Source organism: Amycolatopsis sp. NPDC104587, assembly GCF_055583645.1.
The window spans coordinates 363,921-384,232 of sequence record NZ_JBVJNO010000009.1 but is presented as its reverse complement, the minus strand read 5'-3'; the positions used below and the strand labels follow the sequence as shown (position 1 = coordinate 384,232).

The 20,312-nt window shown below is 71.3% G+C and carries 17 protein-coding genes and 2 pseudogenes; 11 read left to right on the top strand and 8 right to left on the bottom strand.

The genetic code is table 11. From position 1 onward, the window contains the following. The first annotated feature begins 9 nt into the window (after positions 1 to 9). Positions 10 to 975 carry a TIGR03557 family F420-dependent LLM class oxidoreductase gene (locus ACZ61C_RS29185; protein ID WP_465311149.1) on the top strand — a complete coding sequence of 322 codons (966 nt, stop codon included), beginning with the start codon at positions 10 to 12 and terminating at the stop codon, positions 973 to 975. Between the two features lie 54 nt (positions 976 to 1,029). Here ACZ61C_RS29185 and ACZ61C_RS29180 read toward each other — a convergent pair whose 3' ends face one another. Continuing rightward, positions 1,030 to 1,806 (bottom strand): DUF3152 domain-containing protein, encoded by a 777-nt coding sequence (locus ACZ61C_RS29180; RefSeq protein ID WP_465311041.1) that lies wholly within the window; start codon positions 1,804 to 1,806, stop codon positions 1,030 to 1,032. A gap of 307 nt (positions 1,807 to 2,113) precedes the next feature. After that, entirely contained in the window at positions 2,114 to 3,103 is a 990-nt protein-coding gene (locus tag ACZ61C_RS29175; protein ID WP_465311040.1) for a polysaccharide deacetylase family protein, read from the bottom strand. A gap of 194 nt (positions 3,104 to 3,297) precedes the next feature. Between ACZ61C_RS29175 and ACZ61C_RS29170 the strand changes: the two genes are divergently transcribed. Next, positions 3,298 to 4,224 carry a hypothetical protein gene (locus ACZ61C_RS29170; RefSeq protein WP_465311039.1) on the top strand — a complete coding sequence of 309 codons (927 nt, stop codon included), beginning with the start codon at positions 3,298 to 3,300 and terminating at the stop codon, positions 4,222 to 4,224. Positions 4,225 to 4,302: 78 nt separating this feature from the next. Here ACZ61C_RS29170 and ACZ61C_RS29165 read toward each other — a convergent pair whose 3' ends face one another. After that, positions 4,303 to 4,773 (bottom strand): hypothetical protein, encoded by a 471-nt coding sequence (locus ACZ61C_RS29165; RefSeq protein WP_465311038.1) that lies wholly within the window; start codon positions 4,771 to 4,773, stop codon positions 4,303 to 4,305. Positions 4,774 to 5,863: 1,090 nt separating this feature from the next. Here ACZ61C_RS29165 and ACZ61C_RS29160 point away from each other — a divergent pair. The 4 genes from ACZ61C_RS29160 to ACZ61C_RS29145 all read left to right on the top strand — a co-directional run bounded on the left by ACZ61C_RS29160 (position 5,864) and on the right by ACZ61C_RS29145 (position 8,580). Continuing rightward, a complete protein-coding gene (locus ACZ61C_RS29160) occupies positions 5,864 to 6,205 on the top strand; it encodes a hypothetical protein (protein ID WP_465311037.1) in 342 nt (113 codons plus the stop codon). Between the two features lie 282 nt (positions 6,206 to 6,487). Beyond that, complete coding sequence (locus ACZ61C_RS29155; RefSeq protein WP_465311036.1) at positions 6,488 to 6,850, top strand: hypothetical protein; 363 nt, start codon at positions 6,488 to 6,490, stop codon at positions 6,848 to 6,850. A 321-nt stretch (positions 6,851 to 7,171) separates the two neighbouring features. Continuing rightward, complete coding sequence (locus tag ACZ61C_RS29150) at positions 7,172 to 7,522, top strand: hypothetical protein (RefSeq protein WP_465311035.1); 351 nt, start codon at positions 7,172 to 7,174, stop codon at positions 7,520 to 7,522. A 116-nt stretch (positions 7,523 to 7,638) separates the two neighbouring features. Then, positions 7,639 to 8,580: a glycoside hydrolase family 43 protein gene (locus tag ACZ61C_RS29145; protein ID WP_465311034.1), complete on the top strand. Its 942-nt coding sequence runs from the start codon at positions 7,639 to 7,641 to the stop codon at positions 8,578 to 8,580. A 79-nt stretch (positions 8,581 to 8,659) separates the two neighbouring features. Here ACZ61C_RS29145 and ACZ61C_RS29140 read toward each other — a convergent pair whose 3' ends face one another. Further along, positions 8,660 to 9,328, bottom strand: coding sequence for a hypothetical protein (locus ACZ61C_RS29140; RefSeq protein ID WP_465311033.1), 669 nt, complete (start codon positions 9,326 to 9,328; stop codon positions 8,660 to 8,662). Positions 9,329 to 9,842: 514 nt separating this feature from the next. Further along, the gene (locus ACZ61C_RS29135; protein WP_465311032.1) at positions 9,843 to 10,166 is read right to left on the bottom strand and encodes a hypothetical protein; all 324 of its coding nucleotides are present in this window, start codon (positions 10,164 to 10,166) and stop codon (positions 9,843 to 9,845) included. 134 nt (positions 10,167 to 10,300) lie between these two features. On the opposite strand from ACZ61C_RS29135, the pseudogene ACZ61C_RS29130 reads away from it, so the two are divergent. Then, positions 10,301 to 10,639, top strand: a pseudogene (locus ACZ61C_RS29130) (IS110 family transposase); the annotation flags it as partial. A gap of 540 nt (positions 10,640 to 11,179) precedes the next feature. On the opposite strand, the gene ACZ61C_RS29125 reads toward ACZ61C_RS29130, so the two are convergent. After that, entirely contained in the window at positions 11,180 to 11,608 is a 429-nt protein-coding gene (locus tag ACZ61C_RS29125; protein WP_465311031.1) for a hypothetical protein, read from the bottom strand. 229 nt (positions 11,609 to 11,837) lie between these two features. Here ACZ61C_RS29125 and ACZ61C_RS29120 point away from each other — a divergent pair, with 229 nt between their 5' ends. Beyond that, on the top strand, positions 11,838 to 12,209 hold the full coding sequence (locus ACZ61C_RS29120) for a peptidase inhibitor family I36 protein (RefSeq protein ID WP_465311030.1): 372 nt from the start codon (positions 11,838 to 11,840) through the stop codon (positions 12,207 to 12,209). A 166-nt stretch (positions 12,210 to 12,375) separates the two neighbouring features. Here ACZ61C_RS29120 and ACZ61C_RS29115 read toward each other — a convergent pair whose 3' ends face one another. After that, positions 12,376 to 15,174 (bottom strand): AfsR/SARP family transcriptional regulator, encoded by a 2,799-nt coding sequence (locus ACZ61C_RS29115; protein ID WP_465311029.1) that lies wholly within the window; start codon positions 15,172 to 15,174, stop codon positions 12,376 to 12,378. Between the two features lie 102 nt (positions 15,175 to 15,276). Here ACZ61C_RS29115 and ACZ61C_RS29110 point away from each other — a divergent pair. Both ACZ61C_RS29110 and ACZ61C_RS29105 read left to right on the top strand, forming a co-directional pair. Further along, a pseudogene (locus ACZ61C_RS29110) lies at positions 15,277 to 16,371 on the top strand (class I adenylate-forming enzyme family protein); the annotation flags it as partial. 55 nt (positions 16,372 to 16,426) lie between these two features. Further along, positions 16,427 to 16,867 carry a class I adenylate-forming enzyme family protein gene (locus ACZ61C_RS29105; RefSeq protein ID WP_465311028.1) on the top strand — a complete coding sequence of 147 codons (441 nt, stop codon included), beginning with the start codon at positions 16,427 to 16,429 and terminating at the stop codon, positions 16,865 to 16,867. A gap of 8 nt (positions 16,868 to 16,875) precedes the next feature. On the opposite strand, the gene ACZ61C_RS29100 is transcribed toward ACZ61C_RS29105, so the two are convergent. Beyond that, on the bottom strand, positions 16,876 to 17,331 hold the full coding sequence (locus ACZ61C_RS29100) for an SRPBCC family protein (protein ID WP_465311027.1): 456 nt from the start codon (positions 17,329 to 17,331) through the stop codon (positions 16,876 to 16,878). A 95-nt stretch (positions 17,332 to 17,426) separates the two neighbouring features. Here ACZ61C_RS29100 and ACZ61C_RS29095 point away from each other — a divergent pair, with 95 nt between their 5' ends. Further along, on the top strand, positions 17,427 to 20,288 hold the full coding sequence (locus tag ACZ61C_RS29095) for an AfsR/SARP family transcriptional regulator (RefSeq protein ID WP_465311026.1): 2,862 nt from the start codon (positions 17,427 to 17,429) through the stop codon (positions 20,286 to 20,288). Positions 20,289 to 20,312: the final 24 nt, after the last annotated feature.

Below are 20,312 nucleotides of genomic sequence, written 5' to 3'. Positions count from 1 at the left end.
TCAGGCAGCATGACTTCGATCGGATACTTCCTGTCCTGCGAGCAGTACGGTCCGCACGAGCTCGTGGCCCAAGCGCGGGCGGCGGAACGTGCGGGGTTCGAGCGGTTGTGGATCTCCGACCACTTCCACCCGTGGAACGACGCGCAGGGCCAGAGCCCGTTCGTCTGGTCGGTGATCGGTGCGCTGTCCGAGGCCGTGTCCCTGCCGGTCACGACGGCGGTGACCTGCCCGACCATGCGAATTCATCCGGCCGTGCTCGCGCAGGCCGCGGCCACCGCCGCAGTCCAGCTGAGCGGAAGGTTCGTGCTGGGCGTCGGCTCGGGCGAGGCCCTCAACGAGCACATCTTCGGGGATGCCTGGCCCTCGGCCGGGCAGCGGCTGGAGATGCTGGAGGAGGCAGTCGAGGTCATCCGCCTGCTGCACTCGGCGGGCGGGCGTGGGGAAGCCGTGAGCCACCACGGCGTGCACTACGAGGTGCAGGACGCGCGGATCTACACGACGCCGGACGAGCCGGTCCCGATCTACGTGTCCGGGTTCGGGCCGCAGGCCACCGAGCTGGCCGGGCGGATCGGCGACGGCTACTGCACCGTGGCGCCCGACGCGGATCTCGTCCGCACGTTCCGCGAGTCCGGTGGCGGCGACAAGCCGGTGCAGGCCGGGATGAAGGTCTGCTGGGACGCCGATACCGAAGCCGCGCTCGACCGGGCCCACCGGCTGTGGCCCAACGACGTCCTGCCCGGCCAGCTGGCCCAGATCCTGCCCCGTCCGGAGGACTTCGAGGCGGCGACGACGTTCGTCTCGCGCGAGACCGTCGCGGAGGCGATTGTCTGCGGCGACGACCCGAAGGCCCACGTGGAACGAGTGCGCCAGTACGTCGACGCCGGCGTGGACGAGATCTACGTCCAGCAGGTCGGTTCCGATCACGAAGGTTTCTTCCAGAGCTGGCAGGAGCACGTGCTGCCGGCGTTTCGGTGAGCACGTGATCGGCGGTCCGATGTGGCCCGTCGCGCTGGAGTTGCACGTGACGCTTCACGGCTGGGTGGTCACCCAGGGGTTGGCGTGGCACACGGCGCCGTCCGGACGTACTCGCGTCGCTGCCGAGGGCTCGGCGCGGTTGAGCTCGGCCAGGTAGGTGTTCGAAAGCCCGAGGGTCTGCTGCATCATCACCGGCGCCGGGGCTCCGGCAGCGGGACAGCCGACGTGGCCGAAGCCGAGCGCGTGGCCGACCTCGTGGCTGATGGCGTACTGACGATAACCGGCGAGGTCCCCGTCGAAGGAGTGCGCGCCGCGGATCCAGCGGGCGAGGTTGACGACGACGCGGTGACGGCGCGCGAGGTGGCACGAGGAGTCGTAGGGGATCGCGAAGCCGCACATGCGGCGGCTGGTCGTCGGGCTGGTGAGGCTGATCCAGCCACGCGGGTCGGCGACCACACCGTCGACTTCGGAGCTGAAGGAGGCGGCGTCGACACCATCCTCGACCTCGACGGTGTAGGTCACGGTGGCGGGCCCGGTGCCGGCGACGGTGTCCGGACCGGCAAGGACACGCCAGGTGCCGGATCCGGCCGTGGTGACGGAGGCGCCGTCCGGGAGCGCCGCCGGTTCTGGAGCTCGGGTGGCAACCGGCGCGGTGAGAGCCGGTTTCGGCGAAGCGACGCCGGAAAGCCGCCGCGGTTCGACGGCACGCGGGAGGAGCAGCAAGGCCACGGAGAGTGCGACGGCGAGCACGAGCACTGCGGGCTGCCACCAGGCGACCGGCACCGGTTCGGACAGCTCGGATTCGGCCGGACCGAGCGAAGGCAGGCGCACCTGCCCGGTCGTCGCGGGCGCGACCGGTGACGATCGGGGCTCGTCCGGCTCGTGTTCAGGCCACCGGGTCGGCCCGGCGGCGGGGGTTCGACCTCGATCCGGTGGCACGGGGGCGCGGTGCGAGCCGGGAAGCCGCAGCTGCCCGGTCGTCGGTGCGGTGCTCCGGAGAGCAGGCTCCTTCGCCGGGCGACGGCGCCACGGGCGGCGAGGCGCCGGGATCGGGGACACCTGCTGCCCAGTCTCCGCCGTCTCGGAGGCCGGGTGCTGCCGCGGCCGTGGCTGGGGGAGCCAGTCGACGCGAGCCGGTTCAGTAGGCAAGGCCCACGCTCGCACAAGCGGGGGCCGGTGCCGGGCCCGAACGCGGATAAGCCACCGTCGCCGGGTCGCCGTCCGAGGTGTACCGGTGACTGCCCGGGGAGGCGAGCACGTCCAGCCAGTGCGCTGATCCGTACTCCGCTTCCGTGCCGGACGACTGTGAGCGGATCCGCGGGATCGATCCGGGATCGAAGCCACGGGAACACGGCGAAGGTGCGGGCCCGGCGCCGACCAGCAGCACGCCGTCGTAGGAATAGCCGGGACCTCGTAGCGCCAGCTCGGGGCGACGCGGGTGCGCGCCGTACGGCAGTGCCAGCGTGCGAGGCCGGTAGGCGCGGATCGCCGCGTCCTCCTCGGTGATCGCTGTCGTCGCCTCGGTTTCCGACGCGGTACGCAGGTTCGTGTGGTGGCGGGTGTGGTTACCGATCTCGAAGCCGTGGCCGGCCAGCCAGTCCAGCTCGCGCTCGTCGTCCCCCGGACCGAACGGGCGCTCGTTGACGTACAGGCTCGCCACCGGCCGGAACCCCGGGTGCGCGGCCGCGACGTCCAGCAGGATCCGGACGGCCGTTCCCACCGCCGGTTGCCCTTGTGGTGTCAGGGCGAACACACTCGGATCGCCGTCGTCGAAGGTCAGGACCACCGGGTGCGCGCCGGCCGGGAGGTCGAGCCGGCGGGTCAGCAGTTCGGCCGTCGTGACCGGGATGTAGTCCTCCGCGGCGAGGCGCTCGAGCTCGGCGGTGAAGTCGGCGGGCGTGCGCTCGTACACCGACCGCGGGTGCGCGACGAGCCGGTGGTACATCAGGATCGGCACCCGGCCGAGTTCGTCGGCACCAGCCCGCTGGGCGGAAGCAGCCGTGACCCGGGCGGGCGCGGTGGCCGGCACGGGCTCGGGCGACGGAGACGCCGCGGGAACCGGCACACCACAAGCGGCCACCACACCCACGGCGGTGAGACCGGCGCCGAAGCGGAAAAGGCTACGCATGCGGGAAGTGTGCGGCCCGGCCCGGCCGCGTGCGGGCCGATGCACCGGGTCGGGTGAGTGCGAGTTTCCGCCGCACAGCCCGAAAAGGGTCGTTTCCGCAGGCAGCGGACCTGCACCCGAACGAGGCGTCGGCACGATGCGGTGATCACCGACGGCGCGGTTTGCGTGAAGATCATCACGGGTATTTCCCTGTGATGGCCCCAAAAGCGGCGCTCGCCGCCTTCGATCGACGTCTGGTCCTCACCGCCGCGCTCGCAGGCCTGGCGGCGAGCGCGTGCGGTGCGCAGCGGCGGGAGCGCGCCCTCGCTGTGCCGGTCACCGCGTCCCCCACGACTCCGGTGCCACCACCGGACCCGCTCGCGACGAGCCTGCTCGTCGGCTTCTGCGGAGCGTCGGGCTCGAAGGCGCTCGGCCGGATGACCGGCGACCTGGCTTCGGCCGGCCGGGAACTTGCTCAGCGGATCCGCACCTTCCCGGCGGACCGGCCGATCACCCCGGTCGTCGAGCTGATCGCGACGACCGTGCACCGCGCGCCCGGCGCCGACGGGATGTACCGCAGCCGCTGCGCGGACGAGACGATCCGCGACTACCTCGATGCGGCGCGAGCCCTGAACGGCCTGCTGCTGCTCGACATCCAGCCCGGCCGGGCCGACTTCCTGCCCGAGGTGCAGGCGTACGAACGGTGGTTGACCGAGCCGGACGTCGGCGTCGCCCTCGATCCCGAATGGGCAGTCGAGCCCGGTGTCGTGCCGGGCAGGAAATTCGGGCGTACGACCGGCGACGAGCTCGATGGTGTCGCGCGCTACCTCGGCGGCCTCGCCGAGACGCATCGCTTGCCCGCCAAAGCCATGGTGTACCACCAGGTGTCGTCGTCGGTCGTGCGCGAGGAGGAACTCCTGCGCGCCCACCCGGGCGTCTCGCCCGTGAAGGTCGTCGACGGCATCGGCTCGGCCGCGGCCAAGAAGGCGACGTGGAATTCGCTCATGAAGACCAAGCCCGACCACGTGCGGCCGGGGTTCAAGCTGTTTTTCGACGAGGACACCCGCCGCGGTGCGGCGTTGATGACGCCCGCGGAAGTGCTGGCGCTCAGCCCGACGCCCGCTTACGTCGTCTACGAATAGCGAAATCGCGAAAGCCCGGTGCGGTCGCCGCCGCACCGGGCTTTCGCCGGCTCGCCCGTCCGGGGTGCCGATCGGGCCCTAACCGATCGGGACGGGCAGCCCGCCGAGAAGGTCGTTCACCAGCAAGGACAGCGAGATCAGGAGCCGCTGTAGCAACGCGTTGAGCAGCCCGGCCACCGGCGGCAACCCCTGCCGGGCCTCCGGCTGCGACGCCAGCCGGTCGACGCCCTCACGTGCTTCGGTGTTCTGCTGCCGTGCCGTGACCGCGGTGTCGCGGGCGCCGGCCTGGATGGTGTACCGCTTGCCTTGCGCGAGATCCGTGAGCAGCGGGTCGAGGTCGCCGAGCGTCACCCGGGTTCCGGACACGTCTCCGCGGTCCGCTCGCGTGGCCAACTGGTCACGCAAGGTCTGGACCTCCGCGCCCGCACTGGTCGTGCTCGACGATCCGCTGCCGCCGGGACCGCCCGCCGACGCCACTCCCACGCCGGTCAGGGTCACCGCCGTCGCGGTGACGAAAACCATGACTGTCCGGACCAGTGCACTTTTCATGTCGTACTCCCTGGGGAATTCCGATGCCGACGACGATCATCGTGATCCCCGGACGTTAATAGTGCGAGCGGATGCGCGAGTCCCCGGTGAGTCTGCCGATTTCACACCGTGCGCGGCGGTCCGGAAATCGCGGACAAACATCAAGTTCGCGTGAAGCCGAAGGCGGGCAACGGGTTCAGATCGTCACGACACGTGATCGATCCACTCGTTCGAGACTTCCAGGTGCGGCTAAAGGTTGAACCGGCGCATATTTTCTTACGGACGGTTCCACTGGGTTGTTCTCACGTGGGATCCAGGTTTCACTCGATTGTGACGTTTACTGTGATAATTATTGGGTAATCATGCGGATTTGCCTTGGGCTGGAAAGCCACTCTTAAGAAGGGTACGTCGCGAAAGCACTTCTTGCGCGCTCCGTGCGTCGCTAATCTGAATTCGGCTGCCGGGACCTGACACGAAGGCGCCATTCAGAGAAATGAACACGCAGAACGTCCCGGTGCCGGGTGGCGCCGGGACGTTCTGTGCGAGAGACGAGGGGAATGAGTGCAGGGGGTGCGTTGTCGCCACGGCCGGCCAGGTCGTCCTCGGGCACTCGGTGGGTTCCGGTGCCGTTCGACAGCCGAGTACGTGTTCGCGGGGGAAGTCGCCTCGGCGGGTGGATACGCGTCGATCGCGCTCTGCTGGGCGGGCGGAGTCGTGTCGCCGTGCGAAGTCCGGCTCGCCGCAGGCCGCCCCGGCGCGGCTTCGACCGGGGAGCTGTACCGTGTCGGCCCGGTCATGCCCAGCCGGCCGACGGGACCGAATGGAGCGCGTGCGGTTCGGTTCATCTCGGTTTCTCCTTCCGGTCGGGCGGACGATCAACTGCCGCGTACCCGGCACGTGCACGTGCACGTGCGCTTTCACGAGAAGGGAGGGCGAACCCCGTTTTGTGACCCGGATTTCGGCATCGCGGTGGCGTTTGTATGCTGGCCTTCGGTTCAAGCGCGAGCCGTGGGAGGACGAGCACGTCCGCCACCGGCCGGCTCTCCCCTTTCTGCGCAAGTGCGCATCCGCATCAGGAAACATCGTCCACTGTCGTGGGCTCGGGGGAGCAATGAACCATGAAAACGTTGTCGCGCCACTGGGTGCGACTTTTACGCCACATCTCGTCTGCACCACCGGCGACCGCCTGAAGCACCCGGCGGACGGCCGCAACGACCTCGCTCGCATCGTGATGAGGTGGGCCCGTGCCTGGGTTCCGGAGACCTGGCCGGCGCGTCAGTACTTCGCCGCTCTCGGTGTCGGTGACGACGAAAACCCCAGTTACACCGACGAAAACGTCGTCGGCTGGCACCTCATCGAGCCTCGCCCCGGCTCGCTCGCCTGGCGGGTGCGCTCGGGTGAGGTCGACGTGACCACGGCGCTCACGGCCGAAGCGGAGGCTTGGCCGGAATAGTAAATCCCGTAACGGAGCTCTGCGTCGCCGCCGTGGTGGCGCAGGGCTCTTTTGCGCGCCCGGAATTCGCTGTCGCCGTGGCTCGAAGACGTTGGCGGAAAGGGAAGTCCGCGTAACCCATTAGGACCACTGAAAGGCCGGTCAGAGGCTTGCGGCATCCACACGATGGTGGCGCGAGCTGGAAACGGCTCCAGGACGTCAGTACGTTTTCCTCACACGGAGCGGAGAACACACCTTCACTGCCGCTCCATCCGACGCGATCGTCAATCGAGGAGAAATCCCATGCTGAAGAAGATCGGCTTCGTCACGGCCGCCATGGCCGCCGGCGCGTTCCTGACCGGCGGTATCGCCGCGGCCGGCACCCCGGACGGCCACCACGGCCACCACCACGGCGGCTCCGACCACATGGGGCAGGTCGGCCTGGTCAACCTGAACAACACCGACGTGCTCCACAACGTCAACGTCACGCCGGGCCTGTGCGGCAACGACGTCAACGTCCTCGGCGTCCAGGTGCCGATCCGCGACTCGCTCAACGGCATCGGCGTGCCGATCCTGTCGCCGGGCGAGAACGAGGCCAGCGGCGAGTCGCCCTACAACTGCGCTTCGGGCGCGGTGGTCGACGGCGGCACGAGCCAGGACAACTGAGTTTCCGTGCCGAGGCCGCCCGCTGTGTGTGCGGAAGCCGGCTGAGGCACGGGAATCCGGCGATCCGCTTCGACGTCGTCACGCGTGCCCGGAACACGGAGCGAGCTGCACACTCCTGCTCCGCGTTCCGGGCACGCCGCGACGCCGGGCGCTGCCGGCACGGGTGGGACCGGTCACGACCTGGAGAAGTGCGCCGGTCCCACCCGGCGTGAACCGCACGATAACCGACTTCCCCGGGCCCGGCGAACCGGAGCCGGGCCCGATCCCTTTCCCCGGTTTCCCACCGGACGGTCCGGTGGGTCTTGTGAAGGAGTTCTTTTAGTGATCAAGCAGCTCGGCTTCGTCGCCACCGCCCTCGCCGCCGGGATGGCGGTGCTCGGCGGGTCCGCGTCGGCAGCCGGTGTCACGGTCGGCGGCCACCCGGTCGACCACAGCGACCAGGTCGGCCTCGCCAACGTGCAGAACCTCGACGCGGCGCACAACCTGAACGCGGTCGGCGGCGTCTGCGACGACAACGTCAACGTGCTCGGCGTCCAGGTGCCGGTCCGCGACGTGGCGCAGGGCATCGACGTCCCGGTGATTTCGCCGGGTGAGAACGGGGCCCAAGGCGCAACGCCGTTCAACTGCGCCAGCGGCACCGTCGTGGACGGCGGGTCAGCCCAGGGCAACTGACCGCCCGCCGAAACCGCCGCGTGGATCCCCCTCCGCGCGGCGGTTTCACGCGCCGTCGACCCGGCGCACGTGGCCCCTTCGATTGCGGAAACCGCTGAGGGAAACCAGAATCGCTGATGAGCATCAAGGGATTCCTGCTCGTTCCGGTCATCGTCCTCGTGGCCGTCACCACGGTTTGCCCGGTCGCTTCGGCCACCGGTGAACCGCGGTTGCTGATCAACCAGGACTTTCCCGATCCGGACGTCGTGAAGACCGCAGCCGGTTATTTCGCGTTTTCCACGAGCTCGGGCTCGGGCCGGATACCTGTCGCGACCGCGTCAGCGCCGGACGGGCCTTGGCACATCACCGGCGACGCACTCGGAGCGGTCCCCGCGTGGGCCGAGCCGGACGGCGGGTTCTGGGCACCGGACGTGACGCTGTTGCCGAACGGCACGTTCGTCCTTTACTTCTCGGGCGCGCGGACAGCCGACGGCGAGATGTGCCTCGGCGCGGCGACCGCATCGAAAGCCGACGGGCCGTACACCCCCACTGGTGACCAGCCCCTGATCTGCGCGCCCGAAGACCACGGTGACATCGACCCGCAGACGTTCGTCGACGCGGACGGAACCCGTTACCTGCTCTACAAGAGCGATGGTGGAGCCATCGGCGCGCCCGCCGCGATCTGGGCCCAGAAGCTGAAGGACGACGGGCGAACGGTTGCCGGGCCTCGCACCGAGCTGTTGCGCGCCGACCTCAACGTGGAGAAGGCGGTCGTCGAGGCGCCTTCGATGGTGAAGACCGCGAACCGGTTTCTGCTTTTCTACTCCGCGGACACGTTCCAGAGCTCGGGCTACCACACGAGTTACGCGTCGGCGCCGACGGCGACCGGCCCGTTCGTGAAGTCCGACGCGCCGTTCCTGACGAACGACCTGCTCGGCGGCAAGGTGGACGCCCCCGGCGGCGCGGACGTCGTGGACGGCCACATCTACTTCCACGGCTGGCTGAGTGGTGCCCGCACGGCGCGGGGTTTGTACTCGCTGCCGCTCTCGTTCCCGGACGACGCGCCGCACCTCGGCTGAGCAGTCGTTCACCCGAGGGAGGACCGGCGTGCTTGCAAGCCGGCCCGGTCGCGACCGGGCCGGCTTCACCAGCAGAGTGTCAGTCTTCGTCGTGGTCCGAAGCGTCAGCCACAGTGGACACCGAGTGCGCGGTCGCGCCCGTTTCGTCCGCGGCCGCATACCAGTTGTGGTAGCCGGCAAGGTCCGCCGCGGCCACTGCCTGAACGCCTTCGGACACCGCACCCGCCGGACCGGCCATGTAGTGCCCGGACTCGTAGGTGGCGTAGTCGTCACCGGCGTGGCTTTCGACGTGCGACGAGTCTGCGCCCGCCAGATCGGCCGTCTGCGCGTGGGTCTCGTAGCTGACGTCGTGGTGTGCCGGACGCGCGTGGGTGTGCCGGTTGGGCACCGCCGTGTTGTTGTGGTGGTTGTGGTGGTGACCGGCGGGACGCCGGCCGTGCGTCACGGTCGGCTGGTCGTCGGTCCAGCTCGTGCTCTCGTCGTTGCCGTCCGCACCGGACTGCGCGGTGTGGATGACGGCGGCCCCGCCGATACCGGCCACCGCGGAGTCCTGCTCTGACCAGTGATAGCCCCAGCGAGTGGCGCCTTCGTCGGTGTCGGTTGTGCCTGCCCCACCGATGCCGGCGAAGCTCGTGGAGCTTTCCGAGCTCCACGGGGCGTCGGAAGTGCTCGCCGAGGCCGGGACGCCGAGCAGGGAAATGGGCAGCGCGAATGCGCCCGCAGCGGCGAATCGCCGCAAGGTGGACATGATTGATCGGATTCCTTTCTGGCTGCGGTACCCGGTTATTCATCGGGGTTGTTCGGGTGCCGGGCAGAACGTCTGCCTGTCGAGGACGGTACCCGGCGGCAGCTCGTTCTAGCGGCTCTGACCAGTGCAGATACCTGATCGTTGCGTCAAAACCGCCTGCAGGAGGACATTTCGAGAAGGAGTCCCGAACAGCGTAGGGCTGAACTGTCTGATTGTCTTCCCGAATAGCGGTGACCACACGCTCGGGTAGTGTTTTCGCTTATCGGAAATCGTCGACATCGACGAGTTCGATGCCGGTGTCCGGCTTGAACAGCGGACCGGCCGGAATCCTGGTCGTCGGTCTGACCTCGATGATCTTCCAGTGGCTCGGACGATCGCCCTCACGGGATAGATGAGCTAATCCCGGTGTGCGGCGCGCTCCCTGGATCCAGCAGGTCGGCTCCGACCACAGCGGGGTGTCGAGGATCGCCCACGTCGACAAGTTCGGTGAGGCCGCTGACGGTGAGCACCGGTATCAGCAACTGCGACGCGATGACGCGGATGGGTCGGCGTAGGTGAACAGCGCGTTGATGGCACCGCTGTCGAGGTAGGTGACGCCGCGAAGATCGACGGTGACCACGCCGGTGCCCGTCGCGTCGGCAAGGGCCTGCCGGATTCGGTGGTCTTGTGTCGCGTCCGCTACGTCGATCGCGGGTGGAACAGGGTCAAACTCCGGGCGCCCTGATCGAATCAGACGCCACGCCTCCTCCTGCCGCTGCTGTCGATCACCTACCGCTACACCAGGGTCGACGGCACCGACACCGGGCAGATGGCGGCGCTCGCCGAGCTGTTCTGGCATTCCGGACCCGCCGCGCCGCCATCCCCCGGTTACCTTTTCGTGGCTCCCGACCAGGGAGTTGTGGTCACCAGGCTCGGCATGACTTCTGCCCCCGGTCGCATCCACGATCCGGGTGTCACCGGGTCTGGTTGCACCACCCGGCCCTCGAGCACGCGATCGGTCCGCGCATCTCGCATCCGGTGGTCCTGAAGATCCTGTCCCGCTGCGGCGGCCCGGCCGGCATCACCAAAGCCGGCCGCCGCAAACCCACCGCGATCGCGAAGGTCCACGCACCCCGCGTCGGCGACAAACCAGTCGAGGCGATCATGACCGCCCTGGACGAGCAGGCGGTCACCGTCCCGGGCGCCGCCGCCGCGGACACGGTCTTGCCGCGGCTGGCCGACGGTCTGAAAACCGTGCTGCGGCAAAGGACACAGGTTGCGGAGCAGGTTGAGGCGATCCTTGATGCGCACCCTCTTGCCGGGGTCCTGACCTGATAACGTCCGAACGCCCGGAGCAGAACACCAAGCCTTGGGCCAGCACGACCCCCCCAGAGCGGCTGCGACGTCCGCTCCGGGGTTCGACCAGCTCGTGTTCGACCGACGCCTGCCGATACCTGAGGCCTTGAGTCCTCGGCCAAGACCGCACTGCGGTCGAACCCGCTGTGGTGGTGACTCGAGCGGGACGCCTTGTCGGTCCCGATGTCGCTCGTGGTTCGAGCCCGTCCGCGCGGCCAACACCTTGCTTCCCAGGAGCCTGGAGCTCTGGCGTCAAGACCGGAGCCGCGCGGATCGCTGGGATCGTGAACGGCTCAATCGGAGGGAAGGCTGCGGGAGAGGGGCGAGACCGGACACCGCCAGCCGGTCTCACCACCATTGATGCGCCATCTCGTGGCCCACCACCTCGAGCGCGGCGATGGTGACCCGAACGGGCAGCTGCTGCGCTACTCCAGCGGCAAACCCATCACCCGCCGCCGCCAATCCAGCCGGAGCGGGGAGGTGCCGGGCCCGAGGCCGCGCCCGGCACCCCGGTCCTCAGCCCCTCGCGACCGCGCCGCTCGCCCACGTCCCACCGCTGTAGGTGAGAGTGGGTCCGAAGCAGACCGACCACGAGTTCGCGGCCACGCCCGACGCGGTGCAGTCCCAGGTGCCCAGCGTCCCGCCCGCCGACTTGTGCAGGGTCACCTCCGCCAGCATGCGGACGAGCCCGGACGTGTTGTTGCGCACGATCACGGCGCCCTGCACGCCGGTCCTGGACACCGTCTGGACCGAACACACCTGGGCTTTGATGCCGCTGAAGGGTTCCGAGGTCGCCCCGCAGGTCCACTTGCTGGCGCTGGACGTGATCGGGTTGGTGTTGCCGTACGCCCGCCAGGTGCCGGCCGCGTCGACGGCGGCGGACGCGGGCGCGGCGGTTGCCAGGCCCAGCCCGAGCAAGGCGGCCGACAGCAGTGTCTTCTTCATGGATTCCCCTTTCACCGCGTGCGCGCCGGCGACCGGCTTCGGATCCGGTCGCGCTTGTCGGCATCGGGAAAGCCGTTGTCCCCCGGCACGCCCCTTCATCGGAAGCCGCGGCGCTTTCGGCGTGCTTTCCGTTCGCTGTCGGCGAAAGGCGGGTGGCCGGACAGCCGTCGGAAAGCGGTCCGAAAGCGGCCACCGGTGTCCTGGATCTCCCGACACTCGAGGAGGAACGATGCGACTTTCGTACCGGCGGTTGCTCGCAGTGCCGCTGCTGGCGGCCGCGACAATCGCGGCCACGGCCACGCCGAGCCACGCGGCGACCGGCTACGACCGCTGTCCCAGCGGGTACTTCTGCATTTTCGCCGACGCCAACGGCGGCGGCACGATCGCCTACTTCCGGTCCGGCTCGCCGGACCTGCGTCAGCAGCACATCGACAACGCCGCGTCGTCGGTGTGGAACCGCAACGCGGACGCATTCGCGCTCTGCGACTCGTACAACTACGCCGGCGTGATCACCGACGTCTTCCCCGGCGCCCGATCAAACCTGGACGCGAGCGAAAACAACCGGGCGAGCTCGGTGCACAAGGGCGCCCACACCTGCTGACGATCGAAGGGGAAAGGCATGAAATGCCGATCATCCGAAGGCTGGTGGCATGAGCCACGGTGACCCTGCTTGCCACGGCGTTGTCGTACGGACCGGCGATGGCGTCGCCCGGTGGGAACGTTGTGGTACTGCGAAGCTCGCCTGACGGTACATCGCCGGTGCCGGTTCACGGTGCGTCCGGCGCCGGCGACCCGAAGCCGGCCTCGACGACTTCGAGCTCCCGGAAGTGGCGCCGGTAGTCGACGGCGATGACGGGGTTGCCCTCGACGAGGGCGTCGAGCTCCGCGCGCCGGGCCCAAGCCCGCTCCTTCTTGCCGAGCAGCAGGTAGGCCCGGGTCAGATCGCACAGCGCGCCGCACTCCAGGGCGCTCGAGCCGAGCTCCCGTGCGATCCGCAGCGCCGTATCGAGGCTGCGCTCGGCTTCGGCGTGGCGGCCCAGGCCGAGCAGGGCCCGGCCGTGCCCGTGCCGCGCTTCGCCGATTTCCCACTCCGCTTCCTGCTCTTCGCAGATCGCCAGCGCGCGTTCGGCGTGCGTCAGCGCTTCGGCCGGCCGGTCCAGGTTGACCAGGATGTCGCCGAGCACGCCGTTCGCCGCGGCCACGTTGATCGGGTTGCTCGTGTGCGGGGCCAGTTCCAAGGCCCGATATCCGGCGCGCAACGCCTCTTCGTGGCGGTCGAGCGCCGTATACACCGTGGCCAGGTTGAACAGGCACATCGACTCACCATCTACTGAGGACAGTGCACGCCACACCTCCAGGGCCCCGCGGAACTCGGCGAGCGCCGGCTCCAGCTCGCCGGTGCAGCGCAGGACCAGGCCCAGCCCGGTGCGCATCCAGCCTTCGCCGGGCAGGTCGCCGGAGCGCGCCGCTGCGGCCAGCCCGGTCCGGTGCGTCTCGAGGAATGCCGTGCACTCGCCGGACATCAGGAACACGTGGGCCATCGCCCGCGCGATCTGCCAGGCCTGGCGGTCCAGCCCGCTCTCGTACGCCTTCGCGACGGCCTGGACGAGGTTGGCCTGCTCGGCCAGGACCCAGTCCATGGCGTCCTCGGGCCGCGAAAACCGCTCGACGGCCGGGCCGTCGGCGCCTTCGGGTGCGACGTACGGCCGGTACGCGTCGAAGGCGTTGACCGTGCACGCCGCGTACCAGTCCACCAGCCGGACGGTCGCGGCCCGGGCCTCGCCGTCCGCCGCGGCCAGCCCGGCTGCGTAGACGCGGAGCAGGTCGTGCAGCTCCCAGCGGCCGGGCCGGCGCTGCTCGGCGAGGTGGGCCACCCCGAGCTGGTGCAACAGGCGGCGGGCCTCAAGGACGTCGACCGCCGCCAGCGCGGCCGCCGAGCGCTCCCGGACGCCGCCGACCGGGTGCAGGCCGAGCAGGCGGAACAGCCGCGCGGCGGGGCCGGGCAGCGCCGCGTACGAGGAGGCGAACAAGGCGCGGAGGTTGCTGTCTTCGCCATCACCGAGGTCGAAGCCACGCAACCCGGTGTCCTCGTCGAACTCGGCGACGACTTCCGCCAGCGACCTCCCGGCCTGGCGGTTCACCCGTTCGCCGAGGATGCGGATGGCCAGCGGCAGCCCGGCGCACAGCTCGAGGGCCCGCGTCCAGGCCGCCGTCTTCGGCCGGGCGACGGCGCCGGTGAGGAGCCCGCCGAGCAGCGCCCCGCCGTCCCGCCGGTCGAGGCGCCGGACGGTGACCGGGTGCGCGCCGTGCCGGGCGATCAGCCCGCCGAGCCGGTGGCGGCTGGTCACCAGCACCAGGCAGCCGGGCCCGGGCAGCAGCGGCCGCACCTGCGCGGTGTCGCGGGCGTCGTCCAGCACCACGAGGAAGCGGCGTCCGGCGGTTCGCGACCGCCAGAGCGCGGCGCGTTCGTCGAGGCCCGCCGGCATCTCCTCGCCGAGCACCCCGGTCGCCCACAGCAGACGGGCGAGCAGCCCCTCGGGTTCGGCGGGCGCGGCGGGCCCGAAGCCGGTCAGCTCCAGGAACAGCTGCCCGTCCGGGAACTGCCCGGCCACCTGGTGTGCGAAGTGGACGGCGAGCGCCGATTTGCCGACCCCGGCGGTTCCTTCGAGCACCGCGACGGCCGTGTCGCCAGCGTCCGGCACCAGGGCTCGCAGCCGGTCCAGCTCGCGGGTCCGGGCGGTGAACCCGGCGACGTCGCTGGGCAGCTGGCGGGGCACGGACCGCTCCGCGGCGGGCACCGGCGCCGGCGCCGGCGCCAGCGCCGGGTCGGCGGTGATGATCGCCTGGCGCAGCTCCCGCAGCCCGGGGCCGGGGGCGAGGCCGAGCTCGTCGTCGAGGGCAGTGCGTACGCGGTCGAACACGGCCAGAGCATCGGCTTGCCGGCCGGCCCGGTAGAGGGCGAGCATCAGCTGCTCGTGGACGCGTTCGCGCAGTGGGTGCCCGGCGGCCAGCTCCGTCAGCTCCGGGACCAGCCGCCGGCTACGGCCCAGCGCGAGCAACGCGTCGGCGCGGGCCTCCCGGACCGCGAGCGCCTCTTCGTGCAGCGCGGCCACGACGTCGCGTTGCAGCACCTCGGACGCCACGTTCGACAGCGGCTCGCCCGACCATTCGGCGAGCGCAGCGTCGAAGGCGGCGACGGCCTCGGCGTGCGCGCCGCGGCCGGCCGAAGCCCAGCCTCGGGCGGCCGCCGCGCGGAACCGGGTCAGGTCTACCGCGTCGTCGGGGACGGTGAGGCGGTAGCCGCCCGGTTCGGTCCGCAGCACGTCGGCGTGGCCGAGCGCGCGCCGGAGGCGGGAGATGTAGGTCTGGATGGCCGCGCGGGCGTTGCGTGGGCCGTCGTCGTCCCAGAGCCACCGGGTCAGCTGGGCGATGGTGACGTGCTGGCCGGGGTGGGTCAGCAGCCCCGCGAGCACCACGAGCGGCCGTTCGCCGTCCGGGGCGAGCACGACCCCGTCCGCGTTCGCCTCGACCGGCCCCAGTACCCGAAACCCCATCCCCATCCCCATGGGTCGCAGTATCGCGAGAAACCCGCTGGTATGCGACCCCGATCGGCGGGCAGAGGGTGACCCGGGGAACACCGGCCGGAGCGGTCCAGGCGGTGCCGCGACATGCTCGGCCGACGCCCTGATCAAGGCCGTTCTGCCGTGAACGGTCCGCCGTGTCCTTACCGGTCAAAGCCGGGGACCCGTCCCCGGTGTCCGGTTTATGATCTCGCCATGACCGGTCCCGCCGATATCCTTCGCACTGCCGCGCGGCGTCACCCGGACCGGATCGCGCTTGTCACCGCGACGCGCGCGCTGACCTACCACGAGCTGGACACGGCCGCGGCGTGCGTGGCCGGCGGTTTGCGCGACCGCGGTATCACTCCCGGTGACGTCGTCACGCTGTACGCGCCGAATCGCTGGGAGTGGCTTGCCGCCTACCACGGCGTCCTGCGCGCCGGCGCGGTCGTGAACCCGGCCAATGCGCTGCTCACGGCCGAAGAACTGAGCTATGTCACCGAAGACTGCCGGGCCGCGGCCGTCGTCACGACCAGCGAGCTCAAAGATCGGGTGGACGGCGTCCGGCTCGTTGTGGACATGGACAACGGTGGTGGCGCCGTCCCCTTCGCGGATCTCCTGGGCGCGCCACCCCGGGAACCGGCCGAAGTGGACGGTGCCGGTCCGTGCACGATCGCTTACACCTCCGGCACCACCGGCCACCCGAAGGGGGCGGTGCAGAGCCAGTACGGCGTCCTGGTCAACTGCGCGCTCACCGCCACCATGCACGCCCGCCGCGAAGACGACGTCGTCGTCACCGCGTTGCCGCTTCCGCACGTCTACGGAAACGTCGCCGTGCACAGCACTTTCTGCGCCGGCGGCACCGTCGTCCTGAGAGAGCGCTTCTCTCCCGAAGACGTCTTCGCCGCGATCGAAGAATACCGCGCAACGATGTTCGAAGGCGTGCCCGCGATGTACGCGATGCTGCTCGCCGACCCGTCCTTCGCGCGCGCGGACCTCTCGTCGCTTACGCGCAGCACGGTCGGCGGCCAGACGATCGCCGTCGCGACCATGCGGGCGTGGCAGGAGCGCTCCGGCGCGCCGCTGCTGCAGGTCTGGGGGATGACCGAGCTGTCCGGGCACGCCACCACGCACAGCCCGCACGCGCCCGAGGTCCTCGGCTCCATCGGCGTCGCCTACCCCGGCGTGCAGATCCGCGTCGCCGACCTCGACGACCCGGCCCGCGACGCCCCCGACGGCGTCCGCGGCGAGCTGATGGGTGCGCGGCCCGGTCGTGATGCTCGGCTACCACGACCGGCCCGGCGCCACCGCCGAGACGATCGACGCGGACGGCTGGCTGCGCACCGGCGACCTCGGCTACCGGGACCCCACCGGGCACCTGTTCGTGGTCGACCGCAAGAAAGACCTGATCATCACCGGCGGGTACAACGTCTACCCGGCCGAGATCGAGCGGGTGCTCGCCGGGCACCCGGCCGTCGCGATGGTCGCCGCCGGGCCGGTGCCGGACGCGGTCAAGGGCGAGCTCGCCTGCGCGTACGTGGTCCTGCGCCCCGGCGAGGCCGCCTCGGCCGACGAGCTGATCGCGTTCACGACCCCGCACCTCGCGCCGTACAAGCGGCCACGGCTGGTGCGGTTCGTCGACCGGCTGCCCGCGACGCCGTCGGGGAAGATCAAGCGGCGCGAGCTGGCCGGGCTGTGAGACCGGGTTCAGCCCCGCCCGGTCAGGTGCGCGCCGAGCTGGGTGAAGAAGACCCGCGTTCCGGCTTCCAGCGCGGCGAAGTGCTCGTCGGTCACCACGCCGGTCTGCCGGAACTCCTGCCGGGTGCCGCCGTCGACGTCGGTCAGCGTCACGGTCATCTCGGTGCGCTGCGGCTCGTCGGGCGACGGGTTGTCGCTCAACCCGAACACCAGGCGCTCACGCGGGACGACGTCGACGTAGAACCCGGCGAACGGCATCACGAGGTCGCCCGCCTCGGACGACTGCGTCGCGGCGAACCGGCCGCGCGGCTCGACCTCCATGACGAGGTCGTGCGTGCGGAAGCCAGGGCCCACCCACCACTGCGCGAACCGCTCGGGGTCGGTCCAGGCCGCCCACACCTCGTCGCGGGACACCGGGAAGGTGTCGGTGAGCACCAGCTCGTGCGGCGTTTCCACTGCGGACATTCGGACCACTCCTCGAGTTCGTCGGTGACGGGAACCACCTTCGCCGGGCAGCCCATCCGGCCGCTATCGATCCGCTATGGACGACACTGGTGGTGATGACCGAGCACCCCACCCCGCCGCGACTCCGCCTGCTCGGGCCCGCCGAACTCGGGTCCGAAGCCGGTGCGACGCCGGTCGGCAGCCCGCGCGAGTCGGTGGTGCTCGCCGTGCTCGCGCTCGACGCCAACCGCGAGGTCGCGGCCGATCGGCTGGTCGACGCCCTCTGGGGCGAGCAGCCGCCGGCGACGGCCCGGGCGCAGGTCCAGATCTGCGTCTCCGCGTTGCGCCGCCGGCTGCGCGACGCGGGCGGGTTCGCGACGATCACCACCCGCGCCCCGGGCTACCGGCTCGACGTCGCCGTCGAAGACCTCGATCTGACCCGCTTCGCGGAGCTGGCCGGGCGGGCGCGGACGGACGACGGCGCCTGCGAAGCAGCCCTCGCGCTTTGGCGTGGACCCGCGTTCGCCGGCCTGGACAGCGAAGCCCTGACTCGCGCGGCCACCCGGCTCGCCGACCGGCGGCGGGACCTGGTCGAGCAGCAAGTCCGGGCCCGGCTCGAGCGCGGGGACGACGTCCTGGCCGAGCTCACCGCCCTGGTCGACGAGCACCCGCTGCGGGAGAACCTGCACCTGCTGCTGATGCGGGCGCTGCACGGCGGCGGCCGCCGGGCCGAGGCGCTGACGGCGTTCCGGCGGGCGCGGGAGGTCTTGATCGACGAGCTCGGCGTCGAACCGGGCCCCGAGCTGCGTGAGCTGCAGGCCGCGATCCTGGCCGGAGAGCAGGCGGTCGTCCAGGCCGTCGTCGCGACACCGGTGCCGCGGCAGCTGCCCGCGCCCGCCGCGAACTTCACCGGCCGCGACGCCGCGTTGCGCGCCATCGCCGCACGGCTGTGCGGGCCCGCCGATCCGCAGACGCCGTTCGCGGTCCGGGTCGTCGGCGTCTCCGGCGCCGGGGGAGTGGGGAAGTCGGCGCTGGCGGTGCGGGCCGCGCACGAGCTCGCCGCGCACTTCCCGGACGGCCAGCTCTACGCCGACCTGCACGACGACTCGGCCGAGGACAGCACGACCTGGTCCGCGCGGGTGCTCGGCGGTTTCCTGCGCGCTTTGGGCATGGCGGAGGAGCTGCTGCCCCGGGATCCGCGCGAACGCGCCGAGCTCTACCGCACGCGGCTGGCCGACCGGCGCGTCCTCGTGGTGCTCGATGGCGTCCGGAGCGAGGCCGACGTCCTGCCGCTGCTGCCCGGCTCGGCCGGCTGCGCGGTCCTAACGACGTCCCGGGCGCGGCTCACCGGCTTGCCCGGCGCGGCCGGCGTCCAGCTCGACGTGCTCGAAGACGAGGTCGCGCTGCGGCTGCTAGCCACCTTCGTCGGCGACGACCGGCTGGCCGCCGAACCGGAGGCGGCCCGAGCGCTCGTCGCCGCGTGCGATCGGCTGCCGCTGGCGCTGAGCATCGCCGGCGCGAAGCTGGCATCCCGCGACCACTGGGCGCTCGGCGACCTGCTGGAGCGGCTGACCGACGAGAAGCGGCGGCTGGACGAGCTGTCCTTCCGCGGCGTCCAGCTGCGCTCGACGATCGCGCTGTCCTACCACGGCCTCGGCGAGCCGGCCCGGGCCCTGTTCCGCCGGATGGCCACGCCGCAGCACCCCGACCTGCCGCACTGGGCGCCGGGTGCGCTGCTCGACGTCCCGCACGTCACGGCCGAGGACGCGCTCGCGGAACTGCTCGAAGCCAACCTGATCGCCGACGGCGCGCCGCCCTCGGCGTTGTCCCGGCGCTGGCGGTTCCACGACCTGGTGCGCGTCTTCGCGGCCGAACGCGCGGCCGCCGAGGACAGCGTCGCCGAGCACGCGGCGGCCCTGCGCCGCCTCGGCTCGGGCTGGCTCGGTCTCGCCGAACAGGCTCAGCGCCCCGAGTTCGGCGACCGCCTCGACCTGCGCGGGACCGCGCCGCGCCGGGAGCCGCCGTCCTCGGCGACGGCGGCCGTCCGCCGGGCGCCGTTGCAGTGGGTCGACGAAGAACGCTTCGCGCTCGTCGCCGCTGTGCGGGAGGCAGCGGCCGCGGAGTGGGACGACCTGTGCTGGGAACTGGCCGTCACGGCCGCGGCGTTGTTCGAGATCCGCGGCTACTTCGACGACTGGCGGGAGATCGCCCAGCTCGCGATCACGTCGGCGGACCGCGCGGGCGACGCGGTGGGTGCCGCCGCGGCCCGCCACTCCCTGGGCGCCCTGCTCGTCCACCAAGGCCGTCCCGGCGACGCGGCCCGGTATCTCGAACCCGCGCTGGCGGGGTTCCGCGCCGCCGGGATCGGCCACGGCGCGGGCGCGACGCTGCGGCAGCTGGCCACGGTCCGGCGGCTCAACGGCGACCTGGCCGCGGCCCGCGCCTGCGCGGTCGAGGCGTTACCGCTCCTGCACGCGGCCGGCGACCGCAGCGGCGAAGCGCACACGCGGTCCGAACTCGCCCGTCTCGACCTCGACGCCCGCGAGTTCGGCGACGCGGCCGACCAGGTGGCCGAAGCCCTGCGGCTCGCGCGGGACGCGGGCGCGTCGCGCACCGAGGCGCAGATCCTCTACCGCAGCGCCGACGTCGAGCTGGCCGCCGGGCACGTCGGCGCCGCCGGGGTGGCGGTGGACCGGGTCCTGGAGATCGCTTCCGGCCTGGGGGACCGGATCGGGGTCGGCTACGCGCTGTTCGGTCAGGGCCGGGTCGCACTGGCCACCCGGGACACCGGCACGGCGCGCACCCGGTTCACCGAGGCGGTCACCGTCGCCGGGGTGACCGGCGACCGGCACCTGCAGGCCCGCGCCCACCGGCGGCTCGGCGAACTGGCCGAGGACGGTGCGGAAGCCGCGGGACACGCTCACCAGGCCGAGCGGCTCCTCGCCGACGTCGCGGAGCACGCGAGCGGGCACCGATAGCGCGTCGATAGCCCACCGGAAGGG